Below are 23046 nucleotides of genomic sequence, written 5' to 3' on the forward strand. Positions count from 1 at the left end.
CTAATCGCGCCCCGACACCACTGTCCGCCCCCCTCAGGGAGCCGGGTCAGTCGATGCGCCGGGCCCCGCCCAGCAGGCCCGTCTCCGCATCCGTCCCCTGGGTCATCACGAACTGCCGGTCCCGCGGCGTGCACCACAGGGTCACCCCGTCGCCCAGCGTCGGCAGGGAGTCCACCGCCTGTCTCGGGAGCCGCATCAGGCGGCCGATCTGCTCCGCCTCGTCCGGGGACACCCGCTGCACCCCGACCAGCGACGACTGCTGGAGCAGGCGCGGCGCCGTCGGGCTCAGGTACGGCAGCAGGGTCAGCACCGACTGCCACGGCCCGGCCACCACGCGCCCGCGCGGCGGCCGCATCCCGCAGTCGCGGATCACCAGCACCGGGCTGCCCGCCGAGGCGCCCTGCGGCGGTATCCGGCCCACCTCGTGCAGGGTCACGCACTGCTGCCCGCCGCCCGCCGCCTGGGCCAGCCCGGACCACACCTGCCCGCGCCCGGTCTCCACCGCCACGCGCGCACCCGTGGCCGCCGCGCGCAGCGCCAGCACCTGTGCCGTCCACAGGCCGCCGATCAGCGTCACCTCGTACGGCGTCGGCCGGTTGATGCCCAGCACCGCCGACCGGCCCTCGGCGTCCACGCCGATGACGACCCCGTCGTCCCCGACGGGCAGCGCCAGCAGGTCCAGGTCCGCCGCGGGCACCACGTGCCGTTCCCGACGCGGGCCGACCAGCCCGAATCCGCCCCTCATCGCGCCCCTCCCAGCGGCAGCGAAGCCAGCAGCCCCGGCACCTGTTCACGGTCGAGCCGCACCAGCCCGGTCTTCACGCCCCGCGCCGTCCTCTCCAACTCCCGGCGCGCCGCGATCAGTTCCTCGTCGCTGCGCCCCGTCACCCGTACGTGCCCGCTCAAGGTGACGCCCTGTCGCTCCGCCGGGGCCATCGTCAGGCTGAAGTTCGTCGCGAGCGCGGGCAGCGAGGTGAGGAGCGCCACGAACTGCGGCAGCGCCGCCGCGCCGCCACCGCCCAACTGCGGCCAGCGGCCTATCCAGTACGTCGTGTGCCGCCGGTCGTCGCAGCGCCAGGTGCGCGAGGTCTCCTCGGTCCGCCGCCCGGTGCTGTTCGACCGCCCGGCCTGGGTGATCGCCATCGGGTTGGCGCACGAGGAGGTGGCCAGCGCCGCCGTCAGCTCCTGCTCGGTCAGCACGGTGGCCGTGAAGCCGGCCCCGGCCAGCCGGCTCGCCAGCTGGTCCGCCGCACGCACCAGGCAGCGCTGCGCACCGGCCAGTCCGCCGCCGCGCGCGGTGACGGCCTCCGGGCACAGCTCCGGGTCGAGCTTGAGGGCGATCCACGTCAGCCGGACCGCCGGGGTGCCCGTCCGGGCCTGCAGCGGCGCGTAGTTGCGGGTCGCCATCGACTGCGCGGGCAGGTGCGGGGCCGGCGCCGGCTGGGTGTGCTGCACGAGCTGCGCGGACTCCAGCCGGATACCGTCCACTTCGAGGATGTCCCGTACGACGGCCAGCGGCAGCGGCCGCGTCGCCCGGTCGGGCCGCAGCGCGGTGGCGTCCGTGTCCACCTGGACGACCGCGGTCAGGAAGGTCCCGTCGCCGATCATCCCGACCGGACGCCGGTCACGGTCGCTGAAGGTGAGGGTGCGCAGCGCCGGATCGGCTTCGACCAGCGGGGCGAGCCCCGGCTCCGTGCCCGCGGGCACGGTGAAGGAGGCGGCCCGGCGCCGGCGCGAACGCAGCGCGAGCGCGCCGCCGATCCACTCCGGCAGGGAGCGCTGGTGGCGGCGTACGACCGCGAGCAGCACCAGGACGAGCGCCAGGACTCCGGCGGGAACCAGCAGCAGCGGTTCGACCACCCAGGCCACCAGCAGGGCGGCTGCCGCGACTTGGAGGAGCACGAGCTGTTGCAGTCGGAACGGACCGAAGCGGCCGGGGCTCGACTTCGGATGCGGCGTCACCCCGACACGTGCCGGTGCGGGCGCGCCGGTCTGCTGCTCCGTCGCGGTGGCCATCACTCGCGCACTTCCCCTCTCCGGGGCCAGACCCCGTGAGTCCCGGCGCTGTGCGACACCTGGCGCACGACTCCGGAATCTCCCCAATCCACCCCAACAAGCCCTGATCGACCCGGTGCGGAAGGGGCTGGGCGGCAGCCTCACCCTACCCGGCCCCTTCATACCGTCCGTCAAGAGGCATAGTAGGTGCCCGGTCCGACAATCGAGGCCCGGGGACCGTACTCACCGGCCGGGCCGTGCGGGGAGATACAGGCGGTCATGGCATCACGACGTGATGAGCTCAACGCGTACACCTTTGCGAAGCGGCGCACGGTGGCCGCGTTCCTCCAGCCATCCGCCACGGGTACCGAGGAAGGCGCGCCGCGTCCGCTGCGCGCGATCCTTCCCGGGCTGATCGTCGGCGCGCTCGTGCTCGCCGGATTCGGTGCCTGGGGCATGTTCAAGCCGACGGCCCCCAAGGGCTGGGCGGAACCGGGGACCAGCGTCATCGTCGGCAAGGACTCGACGACCCGGTACGTGGTCCTGACGACGAAGGTGGGCGGCAAGGACCAGACCCGGCTGCACCCGGTGCTGAACCTCGCCTCCGCCCGACTCCTGCTGGATCCGGCGAAGTTCAAGGTGATCCAGGTCCAGGACAAGGTCCTGGACGCGGGCAACCCGCCGCGCGGCCCCATCATCGGCATCCCGTACGCCCCCGACCGGCTCCCCTCCAAGGAGGACGCGGGCAAGGCCAAGCGCTGGGCCGTCTGCCAGCAGCCGGGCGGCAACGGCCGGGGCGTGCAGACCGCCACCTTCGTGCTCGCCGACCGCGAGGCGGTCAAGACGGACGACGCCCGCAGGCTCACCGACACCCAGTCGCTGTACGTGCAGAGCACGGCCGCGGGCCAGGAGCGCTACCTGGTCGACGCGGCCGGGACGAAGTACAAGTTCCCGGAGGGCACCCCGGCGGCCGGGACGATGACCAACGCGCTCGTCGGCACCGGCGCCACCCCGCAGCAGGTCAGCCCGGAATGGCTGGGGACCCTCAACTCCGGCGACGACCTGTCCTTCCCGCCCCTGCCCGGCAAGGCCGGTACCGACGCCGGGGTGAAGGGTCTGGGCACCGCCGACAACAAGGTCGGGATGGTGCTCAAGGCGCAGACCGGCTCCGGCGCACAGCACTACGTGGTGCTGCCCGGGAAGGTCGCACCGGTCTCCGACTTCGTCGCCTGGCTGCTGATCTCGGCTCCCGCGACCGACGGCCTCAACATGCACGGCAAGCCCCGCGAGATCGACCTCCAGTCGATCAACCCGGACGCCGCCCCGTTTGCCGGCGACGTCAAGTGGCCCCAGAAGAAGACCGAACGGATCAACCAGACGACGCCGCCCGCAGGCGGCCAGTCCGGCGGGGACAACAACCGCGACACGGTCTGCAGCGTCCTGCGCTCGGTCGACGCCCAGGGCAACCAGACCCTGAGCACATGGGCCGGCACCGGCTTCCCGATCGACATCACCGCCAGCGGCACCAGCGCGTACGTCACCCCCGGCTCGGGTCTGCTGTACACCCAGGTCCAGGGCAAGCAGACCACCGCCGGCGGCTCCCTCTTCCTGGTCACCGACACCGGTCTGCGCTACGCCGTCCAGGCCAACGGCGACAGCGACGCCGAGCAGTCGAAGATCGGCGCCCCCGACCAGTCGAAGGCCGGTACGGACGGCCGCCCCGAGGCCAGCCAGGCGCAGGTCCGGCTCGGCTACGCCGGCGTCAACCCGGCCATGGTGCCCATCGCCTGGTCGGAGTTCCTCTCCAAGGGGCCGCGCCTGGACACCAACTCCGCCCGTCAGCCGCAGGGTTCGTGAGGAAGCCGCCGATGACCCAGACCCACGCGTCCCGGCGGACCCTCCTGGCCGCCGCCTTCGCCCTCACCCTGGCCTCGGGCGGCACGGGCACGGCCGCCGCCGCGGCCGCCGCGCCCCAGCCCCCGTACGCGCTGCGCCTCGACGGCGCGGGGGAGTGCACCTTCCCGATGAAGAAGCAGATCGAGGACCGGCCCTGGGCCCTCCAGCGGCTGCTGCTCGACGAGCTCTGGGCGCAGACCAAGGGCAAGGACAAGAGTGGCAACAGCGTCCGCGTCGCGGTCATCGACACCGGTGTGGACCGGGCGAACCCGCAGCTCAGCGCGGCCATCGACACCGGAGCCGGCAAGGACTTCGTCGACCCCAAGGGCGGCGACGGCACCACCGACACCATCGGCCACGGCACCAAGGTCGCCGGGCTGATCGCGGCCCGCCCCCAGCAGGGCACCGGCTTCGTCGGCCTGGCCCCGGACTCCACGATCATCCCGATCCGGCAGAACGACGGGCAGGGCAAGGGCAACGCCTCGAACCTGAGCCAGGCCATCGACCACGCGGTGGGCAAGGGTGCCCAAGTGATCAACATCTCCCAGGACACCGACGCGCAGCTGTCCGCCGAGTCCGATCTCGGCAAGTCGGTCCAGAAGGCCATAGCCGCCAACGTCGTGGTGGTGGCCTCGGCGGGCAACGACGGCATGAGCGGCCAGAAGCGCAAGACCTACCCGGCGGCCTTCCCCGGCGTGCTCGCCGTAGGAGCCTCGGACCGCAACAACGAGCGGGCCGGGTTCTCCCAGCCCGGCGACTTCATCGGGGTGGCGGCGCCCGGCGTCGACATGGTCTCCACCGTCCCCGGCTTCGGCCAGTGCATCGACAACGGCACCAGTTTCTCCGCGCCGTACGTCGCGGGCGTCGCCGCCCTGCTGCGCGCCAAGCATCCGGAATGGTCCGCGCAGCAGATCGTCTGGCAGATCCAGAACACCGCCGAACGCGCGGTCAACGGCCGTGACGACTACGTGGGTTGGGGCGTCATCGACCCGGTGCGCGCGCTCTCCCACGACCAGCAGGCCCCCAAGGCCCCGGTCCCCGACCCCGGCCCGCCCCCGGCGACCGCCCCGGAGGCGGCCCCGCTGCGACTCACCGAGACGGCCCAGGAGCGCGAAGAGCGGTTCGGCACGTACGCTCTCGGCATCGGTGCGGTCCTGATCGCCGTCATCGCCGGTACCGCGACGGTCGTCCGGGACGCCCGCGCCCGAAAGCGCCGTTTGCAGTGAACGGTCACAGTTCATCTACGGAACCGCCCTACTGGTGTTGGGGCTGTCAGATGAACTGGCTAAAGTGACACCAGGCTTCACGAGTGTGATCGGGGGATCGCGTGAAGCGGAGGGGGACCGCCCGGGGCGCGTGGCTCAGATTCCGCGCCAGGCACGTCCGCTCCGCTGCGCAATCCGCCGGTTCCGCCGGCGAATTGAGAAGTGAGGAGCTTCGGATGAGCACGAACACCTTCGGACTTGCAGACAATCCGGTAGTCCAGGCCAAGATCAAGATCGAAGAGACGGCCAATGCCGTTTCCAGGCAGGCCCGCGAGCTGGCCGACATCCTCGCCACGGTGAGCGCCGGCTGGACCGGTGTCGGTGCCTCGGGGTTCGTCTCCGCCCAGACGGTGGTGAATGACGACCACGACGAGATCCGTCGCCTGCTCGGCGTCCTGCACAACGCGGTGTCCCAGACCAAGAACCTGACCAACGCCCAGGACGACGAGGTGCGCGCGGCCTTCAAGTCGATCCAGTCGAGCGCCGGTGGCAACAGCTCCGGCCTCAACGGCATCTGACACACGCCGTTTTCAAGTAACCCACCCAGCGCGAAGGAGAAGCACATGGCTGCCGACGACGGCCACACAAAGGTCCAATACGAGAGCGTCCAGCTCATGGCCACCCGCATCCGCCAGGTCTCCAAGAACATCATCGACGACCTGGCCGCGATGGAGCAGGCGGTGAAGACCGTCACGGACACCTGGGACGGTGAGGCGCACGGCAAGTACCTCGAGCTGACGACCAAGTACAAGGGCAAGGCCGAGCACATGAAGGCCACGCTGGAGAAGGTCGCCCAGCTCATCGAGCGCGGCAAGGACGACTACCGCGCCACCGACAAGCGGGCGTCGACCCTGTTCACCGAGGCCTTCTGAGCCCGGTCGCCACACAGGTCCGCACACGCCGAAGGGGCGTGCCCACACCGGGCGCGCCCCTTCGGCGTCGTCGTGCGTCCGTCCCGTCAGGGCTGCCGGCGGTCGAGGTCGAACTCGCCGTCCCTGGCCCCGAGTACGAAGGCCTCCCACTCGGCGGCCGTGTAGCGCAGCACCGTGTCACGGTCCAGCGAGGACCGCATGGCCACCGCCCCCTCGGGAAGGCGGGCGATCTCGACGCGCTCCTCGTCCGGACTGGTTCCGGGCGGCCCCTCCCACTCCACACCGCTGATGTCGAGCGCGTACAGCTCGTCCTTCTCCTGCTGGGTGCCCATGGGCGGCCTTTCCCTCGGTGGAGCGTCTTCACCGCCGATTATCGGTGCCGCGCCCGCCGGACGGGGAGGTTTCGACCCGATCCTCCCCGGTGGCCGGCCCTGGGCAGGTGCCCGGCCACCGGGGAGCGGATCACATACCGGCCGGCATCCGGCCGAGCTGGACCAGTGACGTACCCCGCTTGCGCGAGATGAAGCTGGCCCGGCCCGGCGGCATCGGACGCGGCCGCACCGTGCCCACCAGGTCGCCCTCGGACGGGTCGCCGGACAGGATCAGGCCCTGCGCGCCCAGCTCCTTGATCCGCTGCATGAACGGCTCGTACATCGAACGCGAGGCACCCGCCGAGTTGCGCGCGATGATGAAGCGGACGCCCGTGTCACGGGCGAAGGGCAGGAACTCCACCAGCTGCGCCAGTGGATTGCCCTGGCTCGTCGAGACCAGGTCGAAGTCGTCGATGAGTATGAACACGTCCGGGCCCGTCCACCAGCTGCGGTCGCGCAGCTGCTGCGGAGTGACGTCGGTCGGCGGCTGGCGCCGCGAGAACACCCCGCCCAGCGCCTCCATGTGCATCTGCAGGGAGCTCGCCATCGGCGCGTACTCCAGCAGGTGCTCCTCCGGCAGCGCCCCGAGCAGGCCCCGCCGGTAGTCGCCGACGACCAGACGCGCCTGATCAGGCGTGTACCGCTCGGAGATCTGCTTGGCGATGAGCCGCAGCAGGTTCGTCTTGCCCGACTCGCTCTCGCCGAAGACGAGGAGGAAGGGGTCGGTCTCGAAGTCGACGAACACCGGCTCCAGGTCGGTCTCGTCGATGCCGATCGCGATCCCGCGGCCGGGGTACTCCCCGCCCTTGGGCAGCTGGTCGGAGTGGAGCAGCCGCGGCAGCAGCCGTACGCCGGGAGCCGCCTGACCCGCCCAGTTCTGCTTCACCGCGGCCACGAAGGAGGCCGTGGCCTCCGACAGGTCGGCCGCCTCGTGCGAGCCGTCGATCCGCGGCAGCGCGCCCAGGAAGTGCAGCTTCTCCGCGACCTGGCCGCGGCCGGGCATCCCCGTGGGGACGTTCGCCGCGACCTTGCGGTCGAACTCGGAGTCCATCGTGTCACCGAGCCGCAGCTCCAGGCGGCTGAGCATCTGGTCCTTGAGCGCGGCCCGGACCTCCATGTACCGCGCCGCGGTGATCACGACGTGGATGCCGTAGCCCAGACCACGGGAGGCGATGTCCGTGACGATCTGCTCCAGGCCCTCGTACTCGCCCCGGAAGTTGCCCCAGCCGTCGACGATCAGGAACACGTCGCCCCACGGCTCCTGGGGCAGGTCACCGGCCGCCCGCCGGCGCCGGTAGGTGCCGATCGAGTCGATGTTGTTCGAGCGGAAGAACTCCTCGCGGCGGTTGAGGATGCCCCCCACCTCCGCGACCGTACGCCGGACCCGCTCCGGGTCCAGGCGCGAGGCGATCCCGCCCACGTGCGGCAGCTCGGCGATCGACGACAGACTGCCGCCGCCGAAGTCCAGCCCGTAGAACTGCACCTCGCGCGGGGTGTGGGTGAGCGCGAACGAGGCGATCAGCGTCCGCATCAGCGTCGACTTGCCCGACTGCGGACCGCCGACCACCATCATGTGGCCCGCCGCACCCGAGAAGTCCCGGTAGAGCACCTCGCGCCGCTGCTCGAACGGCTTGTCGATGAGGCCGAGCGGGACGACGAGCCCGCCGGGCCGCGTGTACCCGTCCGCGTGCAGCCCGCGCTCCGGGCTCGGCGCCAGCGCCGGCAGCAGCTGGTCCAGCGGCGGCGCCTGGTCGAGCGGCGGCAGCCACACCTGGTGCGCCGGCACCCCCTGGCCCTCCAGCCGGCTCACGATCACGTCCAGCACCGTGTCCGCCAGCGCGTCGTCCTCGCGCACCGACTGCGCCGCCAGGTACGCCGGGTCCGGGGCCGCGTACACCACCGGGACCGGGGCCGCCGTGAACAGCGCGGGCCGCCGCTCCACCGGGAACTGCCCCACCGACAGGTCCGGCCCGCCCGAGCGGTAGGTGCCCGAGACGTACGCCGCCTTGAAGCGGGTCATCTCGTCCGTACCGAACTTCAGATAGCCCGAACCGGGCACCGACGGCAGGTGATAGGCGTCCGGCACACCGATCGCGGTCCGCGACTCCGCCGCGGAGAAGGTCCGCAGACCGATCCGGTACGACAGGTACGTGTCCAGACCGCGCAGCTTGCCCTCCTCCAGGCGCTGCGAGGCCAGCAGCAGGTGCACACCCAGCGAACGGCCGATGCGGCCGATCTGGATGAACATGTCGATGAAGTCCGGCTTCGCCGTCAGCAGCTCGCTGAACTCGTCGATGACCAGCACCAGCGAGGCCAGCGGCTCCAGCGGGGCACCCGCCGCACGGGCCTTCTCGTAGTCGTGGATGTTCGCGTAGTTGCCCGCCGAACGCAGCAGCTCCTGCCGGCGCTGCAGCTCACCGCGGATCGAGTCGCCCATGCGGTCCACGAGCGTGAGGTCGTCGGCCAGGTTGGTGATCACCGCCGCGACGTGCGGCATCTGGCCCATGCCCGTGAAGGTCGCACCGCCCTTGAAGTCGGCGAGCACGAAGTTCAGGGTCTCCGAGGTGTGCGTGACCGCCAGACCCAGCACCAGCGTGCGCAGCAGCTCCGACTTGCCGGAACCGGTCGCGCCCACGCACAGACCGTGCGGACCCATGCCCTCCTGCGCGGCCTCCTTCAGGTCCAGCATGACCGGGGCGCCGTCCTCACCGACACCGATCGGCACGCGCAGCCGCTCACCGGCCGACCTCGGCCGCCAGGTCCGCGCGACGTCGACCGCGGCCGCGTCGCCCAGGTTCAGCAGGTCGGTGAAGTCCAGATTGGCCAGCAGCGGCTCGTCGTCGTCCCCGCCGCCCGTGCGCATCGGCGCCAGCTGCCGGGCCAGCGCCTCCGCCGCGGGCAGCGACAGCGTGTCCGGCACGCCCTCGTACGCGACCCCCGCGCCCGAGTCCAGACGCAGCCGGCCCGGCCGCACCACGACCGACAGCCCGCCGCGCGGCTCGTCCAGCTCGCCCGCGACCACCTCGACGATGGTGACGCCCTGCAGGCCCTCGGCCGCGGCGAACACCGAGTCCGGCGGCACCATGCCACCGTCCAGCACGACCACCAGGTGCGGCTGGTCCAGCACCGGGGACACCTCGCGGCTGAACCGCGGCCGGCCCTCCAGCCGGGAGGCCAGCAGCCCCTCCAGATCGACCAGGTCATCGCCGAACAGCCGCTTCGTACCGGCCCCGTCGACCTGACCCGGGACCTGCGTGTGCGGCAGCCACTTCGTCCAGTCCCACGCGGGCACCGCACCCGGCGCCGCCACCACGGCCACCATCAGGTCCTCGGGGGAGTGCAGCGTCGCCAGCTGCGCCACCATCGCCCGCGCCGTACTGCGCGCGGACTCCGGCTCCCCGGACACCGTCACGTGGTAGAAGGCGCGGATCGACAGCGCCATCGGCAGCCCGTCCAGCGAGGAGTGCACCTTCAGGAACCGCTGCATCGCGCCCGCGGTCAGCGGCTCCAGCTCGTCCACCGGCGCGGTCTCCGGCGCCACCAGCGGGGTCGCCAGGCGCTGCGCGCCCAGCCCCACCCGGGCCTGCCCGAAGTCCTGGTCGCCGACCCGCCGCTCCCACAGCCGGGAGCCCTCCGCCACCACCGACCACAACTGCTCGGGGGCCGGGTGCAGATACAGCTGCGCGTCACGCTGCGCCCGCGCGGTCCGGCGGACCTGACGGCGCGTCTGCGCGAGATATTTGAGGTAGTCCCGGCGCACATCGGCCATTTGCCCCTGCGCACCGCGCCGGAAGCGCGCCAACTGGGCCACGACCATGGCCACCGTCGACGCCAGCATCAGCACGCCCATGATGCGCATGAAGGGGGCCGCGCCCGGCATGAAGAAGAAGACGACGGAGGAGCCCATGCCGAGCATCGGCAGGAGCTGCATCAGCATGCCCTCCTGCTGCCCGCGCGGAAGTTCGGGCGGAGCTTCCAGCCGCAGCTCCTCCGCCGGAACCTCGGGCGGCAGGGACCGCGGCGGGCGTTTGACGACGATCTGGCTCACCGGAGCATCAATCCCTCGAAAACGGACGGGACGTCGCAACCGGCGCCCCCAAGTCCCGGGCGCGAAGGGGGTCTCCCCCACGCGACGGTGATCCTACTTGCCGACAGTCGGTCATAAGCCCGGTAGGGTGGCGCGCGCAGTATGCGCATCCGCGAATCGTCCGCCGGTGCGAGCGTCAACCAGGGGGGTCACACAGGTGAGTACGGCCGCAACGACGGGTTTCTGCAGGGTCACCGTCGTGGCCCCCGACAGCCGCATCGACGTCGCCCTCCCCGAGGACATCGCCGTCGCCGACGTCTACCCCGAGCTGCTGCGCCTCACCGGCCAGACCCAGCCGGTGGGCGCCCCGACCGGCTTCCACCTCGTACGCCGCTCCGGCACCGTCCTCGACGGCGCCCGGACCCTCGCCGGCCAGCAGGTCCTCGACGGCGAGGTGCTGAGCCTGCGCCCGTTCGCCGAGTCCCTGCCGCCCGCCGTGTTCGACGACGTGTCCGACGCCGTCGCCTCCGCCGTCGTCCGCGACCGGCACCGCTGGAGCGACGACATGCTGCGCGGCGCGGGCCTGGCCGGCGCCGCCGTGCTGCTCGTCATGCTGGGCTTCGTCCTCTGGTACGCCGACCCGCTCCGCCACGACATGCACGGACTGCCCGGGATCATCGCGGGCGCCGTCGGCATCCTGCTCACCGCCGTCGCCGGAGTGCGCGCCCGCGTCTACCGCGACCGCCTCTCCGCCGTCGCGCTCGGCCTCGGCGCCCTCCCGCACCTGATGATCGCCGGCTCCGGGATCATCGCCCCGGCCGTCGGCCAGGGACCCGGGCGCCTCCAGTTCCTGCTCGGCTGCGTCTGCGCCCTGATCGCCTCCGTAGCCCTGGTCGCGCTCACCCCCAGCGGCGACGCCCCCTTCGTCGCGGCCACCTTCGTCGCCGCCACCGGAACCCTCGCCACCTTCGTGGCCATCGCCACCGAGGCCTCCGCCACCCGCACCGCCGCCGTCTGCGCCCCCGTGGCCATCGGCCTCGTCGCCTTCCTCCCCGGCCTCTCGGCCCGCTTCGCCCGCCTGCCCATCGGCTACACCGCCCCGCAGAGCGCCACGGACGAGTACGTCGACCACATGGGGACCCCGGACCGCTACGAGACCGAGCCGCACGGTGAGCAGACCGGCTCCGACCAGCACGAGCCGGGCTCCGCCCCGCTCGACGCCGAGGCCATCGCCGCCCAGGCCCGCCGCGGCCACGAGATGCTGCTCGGCCTGGTCGGCGGCTGCGCCGCCGTCGCCGTCGGCGCCGCCGCCGTCCTCGGCTTCTCCGAGAACACCTGGGGCCGCCTGCTGGCGCTCGCCACCGGCCTCGCCATGCTGCTGCGCGCCCGCCTCTTCCGCTACACCTCCCAGGTGGTCTGCGCCCTGACCGCGGGCCTCGTCGCCATCGCGCTGCTGATCCTGGGCATGGCCCTGCACCCGCCGACCGACCTGCTCGAAGCCCTCCTGCGGGAGCAGGACCACAGCGGCCTGGACCTCCGTACGATCTGGCTGACCGCCGCCGTCGCCGCCGGCGCGGCCCTCCTCGCGGGAATTGCGCTTGTCATCCCCCGCAAGGGCCTGTCACCCTTCTGGGGAAGGCTGCTCGACCTCACCGAGGCGGCGGTCCTGCTCAGCCTCGTGCCCCTGACCCTGGCTGTGCTGGACGTCTACTCCCGGGCCCGCGCTCTCACCAGCTGAGACGTCGCGTCCCGGCAGCCTGGTACGCTGTGTGACGGCCGTTTGTGTACGCGTCCCCCGGATCCTCTCCCAAGGGTCTGTGGACTGCGCTCAGCGGACCCCGCCTCCCGAGTAACGGAAGCTCCCCAGAGACTCAGACCTGGGGCACTCGGTGGCAACGAAGACCTAAAACGAGGAGTACGCGTGCCGCTCGACGCCGCTACGAAGAAGCAGATCATCACCGAGTTCGGTGCCAAGGAGGGCGACACCGGCTCCCCCGAGGTCCAGGTTGCGATGCTCTCCCGCCGCATCTCGGACCTGACCGAGCACCTCAAGACGCACAAGCACGACCACCACTCCCGTCGTGGTCTGCTGATCCTGGTCGGCCAGCGTCGCCGCCTGCTGCAGTACCTGGCCAAGAAGGACATCCAGCGCTTCCGTACGCTGGTCGAGCGCCTCGGCATCCGCCGCGGTGCGGCCGGCGCCAAGTAAGACGCCGTGAAGGGAGCGGTTCCCACATCAGGGGGCCGCTCCCTTTGCTGTACGTGCGCACAGGACCGGACCCTTTGTAGTCTGGAACGGACGCACGTGCGCGTCTGAGGAAGACGCGCACAACTGAAGAGGAGGAGCGCCCTCCCACGCCGCCGGTCCTCGGTAGTGGCACCCGGAATGCCCCCAGGGGGCAACGAACCGGATGCTTCGATCGAAGACCGGCCCGCACGCCAGGAGCGCTTCTCCGCAACCGTCCACCGCCACACGGGCGGCGGACGGAGACGACGAAAATGGAGAAAACGCTAGTGGAGAACGAGACCCACTACGCCGAGGCCGTCATTGACAACGGTTCCTTCGGCACCCGCACCATCCGCTTCGAGACGGGCCGTCTGGCCCGCCAGGCCGCCGGCTCCGCCGTTGCCTACCTGGACGACGACACGATGGTGCTGTCCGCCACCACCGCGTCGAAGAAGCCCAAGGACCAGCTCGACTTCTTCCCCCTGACGGTGGACGTCGAGGAGCGGCAGTACGCGGCCGGCAAGATCCCCGGCTCCTTCTTCCGCCGTGAGGGCCGCCCCTCCGAGGACGCGATCCTCACCTGCCGCCTGATCGACCGCCCGCTGCGCCCGTCCTTCAAGAAGGGCCTGCGCAACGAGATCCAGGTCGTCGCCACGATCATGGCGCTCAACCCCGACCACCTGTACGACGTCGTCGCGATCAACGCCGCGTCCGCGTCCACCCAGCTGGCCGGCCTGCCCTTCTCCGGCCCGATCGGCGGCGTCCGCGTCGCGCTGATCCGCGGCCAGTGGGTGGCCTTCCCGACGCACACCGAGCTCGAGGACGCCGTCTTCGACATGGTCGTCGCGGGCCGCGTCCTGGAGGACGGCGACGTCGCGATCATGATGGTCGAGGCCGAGGCCACCGAGAAGACCATCGCCCTCGTCAAGGGCGGCGCCGAGGCGCCGACCGAGGAGATCGTGGCCTCCGGCCTCGACGCCGCGAAGCCCTTCATCAAGGTCCTCTGCAAGGCTCAGGCCGACCTGGCCGCCAAGGCCGCGAAGCCCGAGGGTGAGTTCCCGGTCTTCCTGGACTACCAGGACGACGTGTACGAGGCCCTCGCGGCCGCCGTCAAGGGTGACCTCTCCCAGGCGCTGACCATCGCGGGCAAGCAGGACCGCGAGGCCGAGCTGGACCGCGTCAAGGAGATCGCCGCCGAGAAGCTCCTCCCGGCCTTCGAGGGCCGCGAGAAGGAGATCTCCGCCGCCTACCGCAGCCTGACCAAGGCCCTGGTCCGCGAGCGCGTCATCAAGGACAAGGTCCGCATCGACGGCCGCGGGCTCACGGACATCCGTACCCTCGCCGCCGAGGTCGAGGCCATCCCGCGCGTGCACGGCTCGGCGCTGTTCGAGCGTGGCGAGACCCAGATCCTGGGCGTCACCACCCTCAACATGCTCCGCATGGAGCAGCAGCTGGACACCCTCTCCCCGGTGACCCGCAAGCGCTACATGCACAACTACAACTTCCCGCCGTACTCCGTCGGTGAGACCGGCCGCGTCGGTTCGCCGAAGCGCCGCGAGATCGGCCACGGCGCGCTCGCCGAGCGCGCGATCGTGCCGGTCCTCCCGACCCGCGAGGAGTTCCCCTACGCGATCCGCCAGGTGTCCGAGGCCCTCGGCTCCAACGGTTCGACGTCCATGGGCTCCGTCTGCGCCTCCACCATGTCGCTGCTGAACGCCGGTGTGCCCCTCAAGGCCCCCGTCGCCGGTATCGCCATGGGCCTGATCTCCCAGGAGATCGACGGCAAGACCCACTACGTCGCCCTCACCGACATCCTCGGTGCGGAGGACGCCTTCGGCGACATGGACTTCAAGGTCGCCGGCACCAAGGAGTTCGTCACCGCGCTCCAGCTGGACACCAAGCTCGACGGCATCCCGGCCTCCGTCCTGGCCGCCGCCCTCAAGCAGGCCCGCGACGCCCGCCTCCACATCCTCGACGTGATGATGGAAGCGATCGACACGCCGGACGCGATGTCCCCCTTCGCCCCGCGGATCATCACCGTCAAGATCCCGGTGGACAAGATCGGTGAGGTCATCGGCCCCAAGGGCAAGATGATCAACCAGATCCAGGAGGACACCGGCGCCGAGATCACGATCGAGGACGACGGCACCATCTACATCGGTGCCTCCGACGGTCCGGCCGCCGAGGCCGCCCGCGCCACGATCAACTCGATCGCCAACCCGACCATGCCGGAGGTCGGCGAGCGCTACCTGGGTACGGTCGTCAAGACCACCACCTTCGGTGCCTTCGTCTCCCTGATGCCCGGCAAGGACGGCCTGCTGCACATCTCGCAGATCCGCAAGCTTGCCGGTGGCAAGCGCGTGGAGAACGTCGAGGACGTGCTCGCGGTCGGCACCAAGGTCCAGGTGGAGATCGCCGAGATCGACCAGCGCGGCAAGCTCTCCCTGATCCCCGTGATCGACGGCGAGGCCGCCGGTGACGACACTGACAAGGACGACTCCGACAAGTGATGTCGCGTAGTTCCCGTGTGACGGCCCGCCCCTCTTCGGAGGGGCGGGCCGTCGCCCGTACCCAAACCCTCCTCAAGGGCAGCAACGGCATCGGCACCGTCCGGCGCACGGTCCTGCCCGGCGGACTGCGCATCGTCACCGAGACGCTGCCCTCCGTCCGCTCCGCCACCTTCGGCATCTGGGCGCACGTCGGCTCCCGTGACGAGACGCCCACGCTGAACGGCGCCACGCACTACCTGGAGCACCTCCTCTTCAAGGGCACCCACCAGCGCAGCGCCCTCGACATCTCCTCCGCGATCGACGCGGTCGGCGGCGAGATGAACGCCTTCACGGCGAAGGAGTACACCTGCTACTACGCCCGGGTGCTCGACACCGACCTGCCGCTGGCCATCGACGTGGTCTGCGACATGCTCACGGGCTCGCTGATCCGCGAGGAGGACGTCGACGCCGAGCGCGGCGTCATCCTCGAAGAGATCGCGATGACCGAGGACGACCCGGGCGACATGGTGCACGACCTGTTCGCGCAGACCATGTACGGGGACACCCCTCTGGGGCGTCCGGTCCTCGGCACCGTCGACACGATCAACGCGCTCGGCGCCGACCGGATCCGCCGCTTCTACAAGAAGCACTACGACCCGACGCACCTGGTCGTGGCCGCCGCCGGCAACGTCGACCACAACAAGGTCGTACGCCAGGTCCGTGCCGCGTTCGAGAAGGCCGGCGCGCTGACCCGCACCGACGCCGAGCCGATCGGCCCGCGTACCGGCGCCAAGCGCATCCGCACCGCCGGCCGCGTCGACCTGGTGAACCGCAGGACCGAGCAGGCCCACGTGGTCCTCGGCATGCCCGGCCTCGCCCGCACCGACGAGCGCCGCTGGGCGCTGGGCGTGCTGAACACCGCCCTCGGCGGCGGCATGTCCTCGCGCCTGTTCCAGGAGGTCCGGGAGAAGCGCGGCCTCGCCTACAGCGTGTACTCGTACACCTCGGGCTTCGCCGACACCGGCCTCTTCGGCGTGTACGCGGGCTGCCGCCCCAACCAGGTGCACGACGTGCTCCGGATCTGCCGCGACGAGCTCGACAAGGTCGCGACGGAAGGACTGGCCGACGACGAGATCAAGCGGGCCATCGGCCAGCTCTCCGGATCCACCGTCCTCGGCCTGGAGGACACCGGCGCGATCATGAACCGCATCGGCAAGAGCGAGCTGTGCTGGGGCGACCAGATGTCCGTCGACGACATGCTGGCCCGGATCGCCGCCGTGACCCCGGACGACGTCCGCTCGGTCGCACAGGATGTACTGGCCCAGCGGCCCTCGCTCGCGGTGATCGGCCCGCTGAAGGAGAAGCAGGCCGCCCGTCTCGACGAAGCGGTCGCCTAGTTCCGTACGTGAGTAAGGAAGCAAAATGAGCAAGCTGCGCGTGGCAGTCCTCGGCGCCCAGGGCAGGATCGGCGCCGAGGCCGTCAAGGCGGTCGAGGCCGCCGAGGACATGGAACTGGTCGCGGCGCTCGGCCGCGGCGACAAGCTGGAGACGCTGGCCGACGCCGGCGCCCAGGTCGCGGTCGAGCTGACCACCCCGGCATCGGTGATGGGGAACCTGGACTTCCTCATCCGTCACGGCATCCACGGAGTCGTCGGTACCACCGGCTGGACCGAGGACCGCCTCGCGCAGCTGGGCACCTGGCTCGACGGTTCGCCGGAGACCGGTGTGCTCATCGCCCCGAACTTCTCCATCGGCGCCGTCCTCACCATGAAGTTCGCCGCCCAGGCCGCCCGCTACTTCGAGTCCGTCGAGGTCGTCGAGCTGCACCACCCCAACAAGGTCGACGCCCCCTCCGGCACGGCGACCCGTACGGCGCAGCTCATCGCGGCCGCCCGCGCCGAGGCCGGCCTCGGCGCCCAGCCCGACGCCACCGCCACCGCGCTCGACGGCGCGCGCGGCGCGGACGTCGACGGCGTCCCGGTGCACGCGGTCCGCCTGCGCGGCCTGCTGGCTCACCAGGAGGTGCTCCTCGGCGGCGAGGGCGAGACCCTGACCATCCGTCACGATTCCCTGCACCACAGCAGCTTCATGCCGGGCATCCTGCTCGGTGTGCGCCGAGTGGCGCAGACCCCGGGCCTCACCTTCGGCCTGGAACACTTCCTCGACCTGGGCTGACGGACTGATTTCACGATGCGCGCGAAGATCACGTACTTCCTCACGGCCGCCGTCCTGGTGGTCTACTTCGTCCTGGTCGGCAGCCGGGGCCTGATGCTGATCGAGCACGGGACCCTGCTCACGGTCACCTTCGGGGTGGCCGTGCTGATCCTGCCGGTCATCGGTGTCTGGTTCCTCTGGCAGAACACCCGGTTCGTCACGCGGGCCAACCACCTCGCGACCGAGCTGGAGGCCGAGGGCGGACTGCCCGTCGACGAGCTGGAGCGGGACAGGTACGGGCGGATCCTGCGGGACTCCGCCGACGAGGTCTTCGCACGCCGCAAGGCCGAGACCGAGGACGCGCCGGGGGACTGGCGCAGCTGGTTCCGGCTCGCCGTCGCCTACCACGACGCCCGGGACACCCCGCGGGCGCGCAAGGCGATGCAGCGGGCGATCGCCCTCCACGACAAGAAGCCCGTACAGGTCTGATCCCTGTACGGGCTTCCGGAGGCGGTTCGGGCCGGTCAGGCGGCCACGGGCCGGTACTCGTCGGCCCAGGCACCCAGCATGTCGGCGGCCCGGTCGAAGGCCTCGGTCCGCGACAGGAAGTCGGCGTTGTGGTCGGTCAGCAGCACCGGCGCCTCCGCTCCGGCCCGCGCGGACATCGTCAGCGCCTGCCCCTGTACGGTCCTCGGCAGCCCGAGCCAGCGCACCGGCTGCTGCACCGTACGGAGCTCGCCGATCTCGCTCCACGCGGTGGTGCGGGTCACGAAGAACCCCACCCGGCGCAGCCCCGCGGGGCTCACCCAGACGCCGACGCGCAGGGTCTGCACCGCCGACCCGACGACCGCGAGAGCGGCGATCAGGCAGACGAGGGCCCCGCCCCAGCCGCCCGCGAAGGCGACGATCATCGTGGCCAGCAGCATGAAGGCCGACAGCAGGAGCAGCAGCGCGCCGATGCCCACGCGCCAGGGGCCGGGCCGGTAGGGCCGGCGCCAGCGGTCCTGGTCGGCATGGGCCAGGATCTCGTCGCCGTCGCCGTCGTCATCCACATCGGATACGCCGTCGGCCGTCAAGAAGGGCAGGGGCACGGCTGGACCTCACTCACATGCACGTTCGGTTGGGCTGTGCCCGTGAGGCTACCGCCCCTGGGACGCCTCCGACTGCTGCGACTTCTCCGGCGCCTTGCTCGGCTGCAGTGCGGGCATACCGAGGAGCAGTGAGCCGGCGAGCCCCGCAACCACGGTCAGTCCGACCAGAGTACGGGCGGCCAACTGGGTCCTGCCCAGACGCTCGCGCGGCGGCGGAGTGACGTTGCTTCGGAAACGGTCGGCCTCGGAGACGAAGGCGAACGGGACGGGTTCGCGCCGGAGGAACATCAGAGCGAATCTCCTCGGGGTGGATGGGTGTGCGTTCTCCTAGGTAGGACGTACGGGCCCGTCGATCGGTGCCGGATTCCGGGACATCAGGAAAGATTCATGGCTGTGCGTCAGCTGTACGAGACCCTGCGCGGCCCCACGCGGACCCCGCCTGCCGCGTGCGTCTGCGCAGGCCGCGCGAGGGGCGCCGTAGAGTGGGCGCGCCCCAGGACGCACGTTTGGAAGGACCCCCGGTGAGCGAAACCGCCGCTTCAGATCTGAAACCCAGCTTCCGCAGTGACGTGACGGTGGAGCTGGTGAAGCACTCCGCCGCCGACTCCGACGTACTGTGGGCCGCTCGCGTCTCCACGGCCGGCGAACAGTCGCTGGAGGAGCTGCAGAAGGACCCGGAGCGCTCCAAGGGCCTCATCAACTACCTGATGCGCGACCGCCACGGCAGCCCGTTCGAGCACAACTCGATGACCTTCTTCATCAGCGCCCCGATCTTCGTCTTCCGCGAGTTCATGCGCCACCGCGTGGGCTGGTCGTACAACGAAGAGTCGGGCCGCTACAGGGAGCTCGAACCGGTCTTCTACGTCCCGGACGCCGAGCGCAAGCTGGTCCAGGAGGGCCGCCCGGGCAAGTACGTCTTCGTCGAGGGCACCCAGGCGCAGCAGGAACTGACAGGCCGCGTCATGGAGGACTCCTACGTGCAGGCCTACGAGGCCTACCGCGAGATGCTCGCCGCGGGCGTGGCCCGGGAGGTTGCCCGTTCGGTCCTGCCGGTCGGTCTTTTCTCCTCGATGTACGCCACCTGCAACGCGCGCTCGCTGATGCACTTCCTCGGTCTGCGTACGCAGCACGAGCTCGCGGCGGTCCCGTCCTTCCCGCAGCGGGAGATCGAGATGGTCGGCGAGAAGATGGAGCAGCACTGGGCGAAGCTCATGCCGCTGACGTACGCGGCCTACAACGGCAACGGTCGCGTTGCCCCGTAAGGGCCGGTACACCCGCGGCGCACAGATGTACGGCGTCAAGTCCTAAGTGTCCGTATTGCGACGTTTCGTAAAGTTCATCTAGGCTGATCAAACGGACCCGGCACTGCTTGAACCCCCGAGCAGGCAGTGCCGGCGTCCAACACCCCGTTGACGTCCCCCGAGGGGACACCGCGAGCAGGGCAGCGAGTAGCGTGTTACCCATGGCTCCGATCTCGACTCCGCAGACCCCCTTCGGGCGGGTCCTCACCGCCATGATCACGCCGTTTACGGCGGATGGCGTACTCGACCTCGACGGCGCGCAGCAGCTCGCCGTCCACCTGGTGGACGCAGGCAACGACGGCCTGATCATCAACGGCACCACCGGTGAGTCGCCGACCACCACCGACGCGGAGAAAAACGACCTCGTACGAGCCGTACTCGAAGCCGTCGGAGACCGCGCCCACGTGGTCGCGGGCATCGGCACCAACGACACCCGCCACACCCTCGAGCTGGCCCGCCAGGCCGAGCGCACCGGCGCACACGGCCTGCTCGCCGTCACCCCGTACTACAGCAAACCGCCGCAGGAGGGCCTCTTCCGGCACTTCACGGCGATCGCCGACGCCACCGGGCTGCCGGTCATGCTCTACGACATCCCCGGCCGCAGTGGTGTCCCGATCGACACCGAAACCCTGGTCCGGCTGGCCGAGCATCCCCGTATCGTTGCCAACAAGGACGCCAAGGGCGACCTCGGCCGTGCAAGCTGGGCCATCGCGCAGAGCGGCCTGGCCTGGTACTCGGGTGACGACATGCTGAACCTGCCGCTCCTGTCGATCGGCGCGGCCGGATTCGTCTCCGTGGTCAGCCACGTGGTCACCCCCGAGCTGCGCGCCATGCTGGAGGCCTACCTGGGCGGAGACGTCCAGAAGGCGACCGAGATCCACCAGAAGCTGCTCCCGATCTTCACCGGCATGTTCCGTACCCAGGGTGTGATGACCACCAAGGGCGCGCTGAACCTGCAGGGCCTGCCCGCCGGCCCGCTGCGGCTCCCGCTGATCGAGCTGACCGCCGAAGAGACGGCCCAGCTCAAGATCGATCTTGCTGCTGGCGGGGTACAGCTCTGACAACAGACTTCACAACTGAATAAGAACGAACGAACAAATACAGAACAGACAACAGCAAGTGCACGAATGACATGCGCGCCACGTGCCTTCCGGGGTACGTGGCGTGCGTGGTGAGGAGACACTTTTGAGCCATCCGCATCCGGAACTCGGTCCGCCGCCGAAGCTGCCCAAGGGCGGCCTCAGAGTCACCCCCCTGGGTGGTCTCGGCGAGATCGGCCGCAACATGACCGTCTTCGAGTACGACGGCCGTCTGCTGATCGTCGACTGCGGCGTCCTCTTCCCCGAGGAGGAGCAGCCGGGCATCGACCTGATCCTGCCGGACTTCTCGTCCATCCGGGACCGCCTCGACGACATCGACGGCATCGTCCTCACGCACGGCCACGAGGACCACATCGGCGCCGTCCCCTACCTCCTCCGGGAGAAGGCGGACATCCCGCTGATCGGCTCCAAGCTGACGCTGGCCCTCATCGAGGCGAAGCTCCAGGAGCACCGCATCCGCCCCTACACCCTTGAGGTGAAGGAAGGCGAGCGCGAGGCCCTCGGCCCGTTCGACTGCGAGTTCATCGCGGTCAACCACTCCATCCCGGACGCCCTGGCCGTGGCCATCCGCACCGGCGCCGGCATGGTCGTGGCCACCGGCGACTTCAAGATGGACCAGCTTCCGCTGGACAACCGCCTCACCGACCTGCACGCCTTCGCGCGTCTGAGCGAAGAGGGCATCGACCTCCTTCTCTCCGACTCCACGAACGCAGAGGTCCCGGGCTTCGTCCCGCCCGAGCGCGACATCTCCAACGCCATCCGCGGGGTCTTCGCGAGTGCCCAGAAGCGGATCATCGTGGCGTCCTTCGCCAGCCACGTGCACCGCATCCAGCAGATCCTCGACGCCGCCCACGAATTCGACCGCAGGGTCGCCTTCGTCGGCCGATCGATGGTCCGAAACATGGGCATCGCCCGTGACCTGGGCTACCTGAAGGTCCCGGCCGGTCTCGTCGTCGACGTCAAGACCCTCGACGACCTGCCGGACGACGAGGTCGTGCTGGTCTGTACGGGTTCCCAGGGCGAGCCGATGGCGGCCCTGTCCCGTATGGCCAACCGCGACCACCAGATCCGGATCGTCCCCGGCGACACGGTGATCCTGGCGTCGTCCCTGATCCCGGGCAACGAGAACGCGGTCTACCGCGTGATCAACGGCCTGACCCGCTGGGGCGCCAACGTCGTGCACAAGGGCAATGCCAAGGTGCACGTCTCGGGCCACGCCTCGGCCGGCGAGCTGCTGTACTTCTACAACATCTGCAAGCCGCGGAACCTGATGCCGGTCCACGGTGAATGGCGTCACCTGCGCGCCAACGCCGAGCTCGGTGCCATGACGGGTGTCCCGAAGGACCGCATCGTCATCGCCGAGGACGGCGTGGTCGTCGACCTGATCGACGGCAAGGCCCGGATCTCCGGCAAGGTCCAGGCCGGCTACGTGTACGTGGACGGCCTCTCGGTCGGCGACGTCACGGAAGTCCACCTCAAGGACCGCAAGATCCTCGGCGACGAGGGCATCATCTCGGTCTACGTCGTGGTGGACAGCAGCACGGGCAAGATCGTCAGCGGCCCGAACATCCAGGCCCGCGGCTCCGGCATCGACGACTCGGCCTTCTCCTCGGTCATCCCGAAGATCGAGGAAGCCATCGCCCGCGCCGCGGCCGACGGCGTTGCCGAGCCGCACCAGATCCAGCAGCTCATCCGCCGCACGATGGGCAAGTGGGTCTCGGACGGCTACCGCCGCCGCCCGATGATCCTGCCGGTCGTCGTCGAGGTCTGACCCTCGCCGTAGCGACCGAACGGGAGCGGGGCAACCGGATTTGCATCCGGGGGCCCCGCTCCAGTACGTTTACGTCTCCACCTCGCACGGCACCCCGGCACACACATGTGTCCGGACGCGTCATGCGGGCGGGTGGGAATCAAGACCCAGGGAGACCTGATAAAGTCTGATCCGCCCGAAAGGGAAAGGCCTCTCCAAGGGTCACCAATTCAAATCCCAGCCGACTGCGACTTTCGAGAAGCAGAGCGCGGAAATGTTCTGGTAAGGTTGGAGCCGCTGGAAAGGGAAAACGCGAAAGCGAATACCTGGAAAGCACCGAGGAAGTCGGACACGAAAGAGTCTGATAGAGTCGGAAACGCAAGAACAGAACGAAAGCCCGGAGGAAAGCCCGTGAGGGTGAGTACAAAGGAAGCGTCCGTTCCTTGAGAACTCAACAGCGTGCCAAAAATCAACGCCAGAAGTTGATACCCCGTCCACTTCGGTGGAT

At 70.3% G+C, this 23046-nt stretch carries 20 protein-coding genes; 13 read left to right on the plus strand and 7 right to left on the minus strand.

Annotated elements, in window-relative coordinates; genetic code table 11:
• Positions 1-46: 46 nt before the first annotated feature.
• Together ACZ573_RS29360 and eccE are read right to left on the minus strand one after the other, a co-directional pair.
• A complete protein-coding gene (locus tag ACZ573_RS29360; protein WP_382546625.1) occupies positions 47-745 on the minus strand; it encodes a hypothetical protein in 699 nt (232 codons plus the stop codon).
• A complete protein-coding gene (eccE, locus tag ACZ573_RS29365; RefSeq protein ID WP_471309674.1) occupies positions 742-2016 on the minus strand; it encodes a type VII secretion protein EccE in 1275 nt (424 codons plus the stop codon). The genes ACZ573_RS29360 and eccE overlap by 4 nt, the downstream gene beginning before the upstream one ends.
• A 258-nt stretch (positions 2017-2274) precedes the next feature.
• On the opposite strand from eccE, the gene eccB reads away from it, so the two are divergent.
• The 4 genes from eccB to ACZ573_RS29385 all read left to right on the plus strand — a co-directional run bounded on the left by eccB (position 2275) and on the right by ACZ573_RS29385 (position 6028).
• Positions 2275-3852 carry a type VII secretion protein EccB gene (gene eccB / locus ACZ573_RS29370; protein WP_471309676.1) on the plus strand — a complete coding sequence of 526 codons (1578 nt, stop codon included), beginning with the start codon at positions 2275-2277 and terminating at the stop codon, positions 3850-3852.
• Positions 3853-3863: 11 nt separating this feature from the next.
• Positions 3864-5117: a type VII secretion-associated serine protease mycosin gene (gene mycP, locus ACZ573_RS29375; RefSeq protein WP_471309681.1), complete on the plus strand. Its 1254-nt coding sequence runs from the start codon at positions 3864-3866 to the stop codon at positions 5115-5117.
• A 215-nt stretch (positions 5118-5332) separates the two neighbouring features.
• Positions 5333-5674: a hypothetical protein gene (locus ACZ573_RS29380; RefSeq protein WP_471309685.1), complete on the plus strand. Its 342-nt coding sequence runs from the start codon at positions 5333-5335 to the stop codon at positions 5672-5674.
• 45 nt (positions 5675-5719) lie between these two features.
• Positions 5720-6028, plus strand: coding sequence for a WXG100 family type VII secretion target (locus tag ACZ573_RS29385; RefSeq protein ID WP_471309687.1), 309 nt, complete (start codon positions 5720-5722; stop codon positions 6026-6028).
• 86 nt (positions 6029-6114) lie between these two features.
• On the opposite strand, the gene ACZ573_RS29390 is transcribed toward ACZ573_RS29385, so the two are convergent.
• Together ACZ573_RS29390 and eccCa are read right to left on the minus strand one after the other, a co-directional pair.
• A complete protein-coding gene (locus ACZ573_RS29390) occupies positions 6115-6360 on the minus strand; it encodes a DUF397 domain-containing protein (RefSeq protein WP_471309689.1) in 246 nt (81 codons plus the stop codon).
• A gap of 130 nt (positions 6361-6490) precedes the next feature.
• Positions 6491-10447 (minus strand): type VII secretion protein EccCa, encoded by a 3957-nt coding sequence (eccCa, locus tag ACZ573_RS29395; RefSeq protein ID WP_471309691.1) that lies wholly within the window; start codon positions 10445-10447, stop codon positions 6491-6493.
• Between the two features lie 196 nt (positions 10448-10643).
• On the opposite strand from eccCa, the gene eccD reads away from it, so the two are divergent.
• From eccD to ACZ573_RS29425, 6 genes are all read left to right on the plus strand, one after another.
• Entirely contained in the window at positions 10644-12164 is a 1521-nt protein-coding gene (eccD, locus tag ACZ573_RS29400) for a type VII secretion integral membrane protein EccD (protein ID WP_471309694.1), read from the plus strand.
• Positions 12165-12347: 183 nt separating this feature from the next.
• Positions 12348-12635 carry a 30S ribosomal protein S15 gene (rpsO, locus tag ACZ573_RS29405; RefSeq protein ID WP_030011220.1) on the plus strand — a complete coding sequence of 96 codons (288 nt, stop codon included), beginning with the start codon at positions 12348-12350 and terminating at the stop codon, positions 12633-12635.
• 305 nt (positions 12636-12940) lie between these two features.
• Positions 12941-15163, plus strand: coding sequence for a polyribonucleotide nucleotidyltransferase (locus tag ACZ573_RS29410; RefSeq protein WP_471309726.1), 2223 nt, complete (start codon positions 12941-12943; stop codon positions 15161-15163).
• On the plus strand, positions 15160-16539 hold the full coding sequence (locus ACZ573_RS29415) for a M16 family metallopeptidase (RefSeq protein WP_301366058.1): 1380 nt from the start codon (positions 15160-15162) through the stop codon (positions 16537-16539). Before ACZ573_RS29410 ends, ACZ573_RS29415 begins: the two co-directional genes overlap by 4 nt.
• A gap of 25 nt (positions 16540-16564) precedes the next feature.
• Entirely contained in the window at positions 16565-17317 is a 753-nt protein-coding gene (gene dapB, locus ACZ573_RS29420; RefSeq protein WP_301366056.1) for a 4-hydroxy-tetrahydrodipicolinate reductase, read from the plus strand.
• A gap of 15 nt (positions 17318-17332) precedes the next feature.
• Complete coding sequence (locus ACZ573_RS29425) at positions 17333-17785, plus strand: tetratricopeptide repeat protein (protein ID WP_301366054.1); 453 nt, start codon at positions 17333-17335, stop codon at positions 17783-17785.
• Positions 17786-17820: 35 nt separating this feature from the next.
• Here the strand turns inward: ACZ573_RS29425 and ACZ573_RS29430 are convergent, their stop codons facing one another.
• Positions 17821-18387, minus strand: a complete 567-nt coding sequence (locus ACZ573_RS29430; protein ID WP_471309698.1) for a hypothetical protein — start codon at positions 18385-18387, stop codon at positions 17821-17823.
• Positions 18388-18435: 48 nt separating this feature from the next.
• Positions 18436-18675, minus strand: a complete 240-nt coding sequence (locus ACZ573_RS29435; RefSeq protein WP_314244512.1) for a hypothetical protein — start codon at positions 18673-18675, stop codon at positions 18436-18438.
• Between the two features lie 233 nt (positions 18676-18908).
• Between ACZ573_RS29435 and thyX the strand changes: the two genes are divergently transcribed.
• From thyX to ACZ573_RS29450, 3 genes are all read left to right on the plus strand, one after another.
• Positions 18909-19649, plus strand: coding sequence for an FAD-dependent thymidylate synthase (gene thyX, locus ACZ573_RS29440; protein ID WP_030011069.1), 741 nt, complete (start codon positions 18909-18911; stop codon positions 19647-19649).
• Positions 19650-19849: 200 nt separating this feature from the next.
• Positions 19850-20749, plus strand: a complete 900-nt coding sequence (dapA, locus tag ACZ573_RS29445; RefSeq protein ID WP_471309704.1) for a 4-hydroxy-tetrahydrodipicolinate synthase — start codon at positions 19850-19852, stop codon at positions 20747-20749.
• A 124-nt stretch (positions 20750-20873) separates the two neighbouring features.
• Positions 20874-22559 carry a ribonuclease J gene (locus ACZ573_RS29450; RefSeq protein ID WP_033223048.1) on the plus strand — a complete coding sequence of 562 codons (1686 nt, stop codon included), beginning with the start codon at positions 20874-20876 and terminating at the stop codon, positions 22557-22559.
• Positions 22560-22768: 209 nt separating this feature from the next.
• Here ACZ573_RS29450 and ACZ573_RS29455 read toward each other — a convergent pair.
• Positions 22769-23046: hypothetical protein (locus tag ACZ573_RS29455; protein WP_471309706.1), on the minus strand; the 278-nt coding region annotated here is incomplete at its 5' end.

The organism is Streptomyces sp. NPDC040545 (assembly GCF_055595065.1).